Here is a 4339-nt window from a genome sequence, read left to right as displayed (position 1 = left end):
GACGGGCCGCGAACGTCGCTCGTAAGACTCGCTCCGACGTGGTTGCTAAGGGTCTCAACGGGTCTGTTGTGTCAAGAAGACTAGACGCTTGATCGTGTCGAGATGTCTAGACTTCGCACATGTCGGCCGATGACGTGGCGCGCGTTTTCGCGATCGAAGATAAAGTCGAGCGACTCAAGGCGGCCACCGATGGGGTGGCGGCGGCCCAGCAGACCATCAACGAACTAACCCGTATCCGCAGGGCGGTGATCAGGGAACTTCATGCCGATGGCTGGACCTTCGCCAGAATCGGTGCGGCGGCGGGACTTTCCCGCGCGCGGATCCATCAGGTGAGTACCCAGGGTCCCGCACCGGAAGGTCTGTTTTTCGGGCACGGATCGCTCACGGTAATCGCTCCGGAGGTGCGCGGCGGCCGAGTGCTCGGCGCACCGGATCCGAGTGCGGCACAACGACTGGTGGAGCTACTTCGCGAACTCGGCTTCACCGCAACGGTCGAACACTTCCTGCCCGGCCGACCCGTCGACCTGAATCGCGACGGACTGATCGTGCTCGGCGGGCCCGAACTCTCGCCGAGCATTCGTCAGCTCATCGCGGCCGATCCGCGACTGCGGCGCGCGGTGGCGCGCGCCGGGGATGCCCGGCGCGGCATCGAAGATCGGGCGGCCCGCCGGGTATACCGGCCGGGCGGTCCGGAACCGCACGATATCGCCTATGTCGCGCGCCTGCCGCGTCCCGACGGACGCGGCACCGCCCTGATCATCGACGGCCTGCACCCACCCGGCTCGCTCGGCGCAATCCGTTTGCTCGCAACCAGATTGGCCACACTGCACGAACGTGCTGCGACACATCTGTTTTCGGTGCTGGTCGCCGTCCGCTACGACCGTTCCACCGGGGAACCGGTCGATGCCGATCTGCTCACCCCGGTGTATCGGCACGACGCCGAGCCCAGATCGATCTCCGGCCTTCGACGCTGAGTTGTTCGACTGCCGGAAACCTTTTGGCAACCAGGCAGAGATCGTGACCGTCGCGCGGCACCTGGGTTCAACGGAGCCGCGCGATATTTCGCTCGCGCCCGAAGAGCCCAGGTGGCTCACGGCAGTTCGCAATGAAACCGTGATGCGTCACACATCACACAGACCTTCCATCTTGGCTCGACAACCGCAATGCTGAGTTAGCTAGTTGATAACTATGGTGGTAGGTGGGTTTCACATGGAGGTTCCGCGTCCGATGAGCGCGCGTACTGCAATCGGGTTGGGGGTCGAGCTCGAAGAGAGCGGTCCGACAGCGGAACCGGTGACCGCCACCCATCGGCTCACCTACAGCAATCGACTCAGGGTCTTCATCGGCCCGGACGACTCCGTGATCAACTTCCTGCGCCCGCTGCGCAGACTGGACGGATTCGATTCCTACTCGGTGAATCTCACCCGGCTGCCACATCCGATGCCCGCGTCCGAGATCACCGCGACGTTCAGCGCCGCGCCGGGCAGGAACTCTGTGGAGTGCATCGGGTCGGCCGACGTGCTGGCCATCGAGCTGCGCACCGATGACGACGGGGTGCCGCGCCGGTACCTGCTCGGCCTGCCCGGCGAGCGCGTCGGCTACCCGGGCGTCGACGTGCCGAATGGGACCGAGCTGCTGCGCGTGTATCCCGACGAGATCTTCGACGCCGATCATGCGGCGGAGGTATTCGCTACCTACTTCCACACCGGCGATATCCCGGCGGGTATCCAACTTCGTGAGGTTCTGGATTGATGCGCAACGTCTGGTGGGGACACCGATGAATGTCATCGTGATCGTGAGTGTCGTACTTGTTGTCGTGGTGATCGCCACGGTGGTCAGGATGCTGGTGCGACCGAGGCCCACCCGCACTCATCTGACGGTTGCCGATCTGCGGGCAAGGCTGGCCGAGGAGGATGAGCGGTTGCTTGTCGAGCGCGACGCAGCGCATGAACTCGGGCGCAGCGCATAGGAATTGGTCGGTAGCCAGGCTTGATCTGGCGACGACGAAAGGCTCCGCCCAGGAACGGATCGATCGCCCGCGCGCCATGCTCGAACAGTTGGTGCAGCTTACCGAACATCGGCCGACAGCACGGCTGTCGCGTCACCGTCTTCGACGCCCGCGAACCTTGACCACCCCAGCGCGATTCCGGCCACTGGCACGAGCCGATACCCGATCCACCATCGACTCAGCGATCTACGCCCTGCCGCTCACCAGTGCCGCAAGATCCAACGCGATCGACGCACCAGCCAGGTCGAGTACCGCCCGCCCGGATTTCTCGCCGACCAGTTCGTAGTCCCCGTCGATCAATCGATAGCGCCGTCAGGCTGACCGGGTCATCGAGGTCGATCAACTAGTAGTGCTCTATACCGACCCCCGGCAATATTCAGCGAATTTGGTGACGGTATCGGTCCGTTTCGAGCCAACCGCGATGATTTCCACAGCCAGCAATACATCGCCCGGATCGAAGCGCGGGAGATTCCGCTCCAATGCTTCGCGGCGGACCGCCATTGCATCCGGAACCCGGACCGTCGACGGCGACGATGGATCGATCACCAGCTCGGCCTGGATAACAACGTCCCACACAGTGGGAAGCTGCGGCTGGAGTTGCGCCGCCAGCCGCCAAACCGCGTCTTGGCGTTTCGCCATCGGTCTCGGCGACACGATGAGCACACCCGCTACGAGTTCATAACCGCGGCTGTTGTCCTCGGGCAGCGCGATCCAATCATCCAGTGTCAGAAGATGATCTGGCCAATGCACAGTCGTCCCACCAGTTCGTTCTTACTGGATCTGAATACCGGCGATGCCTTGGGCGTTCTGTTGATCCCGCTCGGTGAGCCGCACGACCGATACCTTGATTGTGTCGCGGATCAGCTTCACCACTTCGATGTGCTCGGCTAGCGCGGAGTCGACATCCCCGTCACCGCCGATGGCTTTCTCGCCCAGCATCTTCGCAAGTGCGTCCGCGCAATCGAATTTGCCTAGTCCCGTGACACGGTCCATACGCCGAAGGAGTGTTCGGCAGTCTTCGTAGACCTGGATCTGTTTCTCGCAAGCTGCGAAGCAGTCGTTTGCGACCGATGGATCGAGGGTCAGCCGACCCGCCTGCGCTTCGTCCGCGAGATGCCGCCAGCGAGTGATCTCCTCGTCCATAGACACGGCGCCCCCATTATCGCTCGGTCACTGTGGCAACAATGGAACCACAATCTCGGCAACCGCGATAGCGCGGTCACACGGCGCCACCGGACTGCTTGCTTCCTGCTTCATCACGTCTATCGAGAACGCGCCCTGCCTGGCTGGAAACAGAAGAACGCACTGGTCGCCACGCTTGTCGCCTGCGGGCCGGTACCGGACACCGGCACGCCCTGCGACATTGACCGGGACGAATTCGGTATTGGCTTCCTTCCTCTTGTAGTCCTCGACCGTGTGGATGGTCGACCATACGTCAACGTCGAATGTCCGCTCGGGCTTCGTGTCGTGACCCCCGCACAGCTTGAATCCGGGTTCTTGGGTGCCACCGATGTCAGAACTCAGCGTGGACGGGTCGACGCCGATACTGCGCCACACATCCTGAGAGATCTGACAGGGATCCCACAATGCTGCCGTCGCAGCCGTTATGTCGGTGGTCATGCTGGTACTCGGAGTCGGTGTGCCGCTAGTGGTCGACCCACAGCCCCCGGTCAAGAGGACCACCCCAGCCAAAACCCCGGCGGCTGTTGCTCGTCGTCGCATCTGCACCCCTCCGTCCGGCATTCACGCGCCGGTCCAAAGTGTAGGACAGACGCACGCTGGTCGAGATGATCCATCGATGTGCGCGGCGGCGAGAATGCGGTGTCCGGCCGTTCAGCGGACCATTCCGTCACTGCGGTCGCGAACCGAGCGATCAACTCCACCGGCGGCGGACTCACCGGACCGGCCGGAATGTGTCCCGACGCACCCTGAACGCGTTGCGGCAGAGGATGCTCCGTCGTGCCGGACGATGCGGTCGATTCGGAGTTCCGGCGGATTAGCCACTGATCGAGCCGGTCCAGAGGTCCACTGCACACTGTCGCGCCCGATCCGTCGATAAGGTTCCAGCCGTATGGCGGGTTCGGCTCGCGCTCGACGCAATAGCCAGCGCCAGCTGCATTCTCGGTGGCGTGCAACCACTCTCGTATCAAGGGCAGTTCATTCGCGTGCCGCTCGTCGTCCGGCGGCATATCCGGAGTCACTGCGGGTGCCTGGCCGTGACCGAGGACCGGGACGTGGGACACAGTACCGTCCACATGTCGTGACGTAACGCGTCCCATAGCCGCGCCAGTTTCGGCCACTGGTCCCGGGCTTGGACCAGATCCGGATATG

The 4339-nt window shown here is 63.3% G+C and carries 6 protein-coding genes; 3 read left to right on the top strand and 3 right to left on the bottom strand.

The features are described 5' to 3' along the window. Positions 1 to 119 precede the first annotated feature (119 nt). From NP3_RS38490 to NP3_RS38480, 3 genes are all read left to right on the top strand, one after another. Entirely contained in the window at positions 120 to 974 is an 855-nt protein-coding gene (locus NP3_RS38490) for a hypothetical protein (RefSeq protein ID WP_063046641.1), read from the top strand. 253 nt (positions 975 to 1227) lie between these two features. Beyond that, positions 1228 to 1752, top strand: a complete 525-nt coding sequence (locus NP3_RS38485) for a hypothetical protein (RefSeq protein WP_157124839.1) — start codon at positions 1228 to 1230, stop codon at positions 1750 to 1752. 43 nt (positions 1753 to 1795) lie between these two features. Then, a complete protein-coding gene (locus tag NP3_RS38480) occupies positions 1796 to 1969 on the top strand; it encodes a hypothetical protein (protein WP_157124838.1) in 174 nt (57 codons plus the stop codon). Positions 1970 to 2362: 393 nt separating this feature from the next. Here NP3_RS38480 and NP3_RS38475 read toward each other — a convergent pair whose 3' ends face one another. From NP3_RS38475 to NP3_RS38465, 3 genes are read right to left on the bottom strand one after another with little or no spacing between them, the layout of a single operon-like run. Further along, on the bottom strand, positions 2363 to 2758 hold the full coding sequence (locus NP3_RS38475; protein WP_218025017.1) for a Uma2 family endonuclease: 396 nt from the start codon (positions 2756 to 2758) through the stop codon (positions 2363 to 2365). Between the two features lie 21 nt (positions 2759 to 2779). Next, positions 2780 to 3151, bottom strand: coding sequence for a hypothetical protein (locus tag NP3_RS38470; protein WP_063046638.1), 372 nt, complete (start codon positions 3149 to 3151; stop codon positions 2780 to 2782). A gap of 27 nt (positions 3152 to 3178) precedes the next feature. Further along, positions 3179 to 3730, bottom strand: a complete 552-nt coding sequence (locus tag NP3_RS38465; protein WP_169814659.1) for a DUF3558 family protein — start codon at positions 3728 to 3730, stop codon at positions 3179 to 3181. Positions 3731 to 4339: the final 609 nt, after the last annotated feature.

The organism is Nocardia pseudovaccinii NBRC 100343 (assembly GCF_001613225.1).
Classification (GTDB): domain Bacteria; phylum Actinomycetota; class Actinomycetes; order Mycobacteriales; family Mycobacteriaceae; genus Nocardia; species Nocardia pseudovaccinii.
Note: the sequence above shows the minus strand (reverse complement) of the source record. Positions and strands in the feature narration are given on the sequence as shown.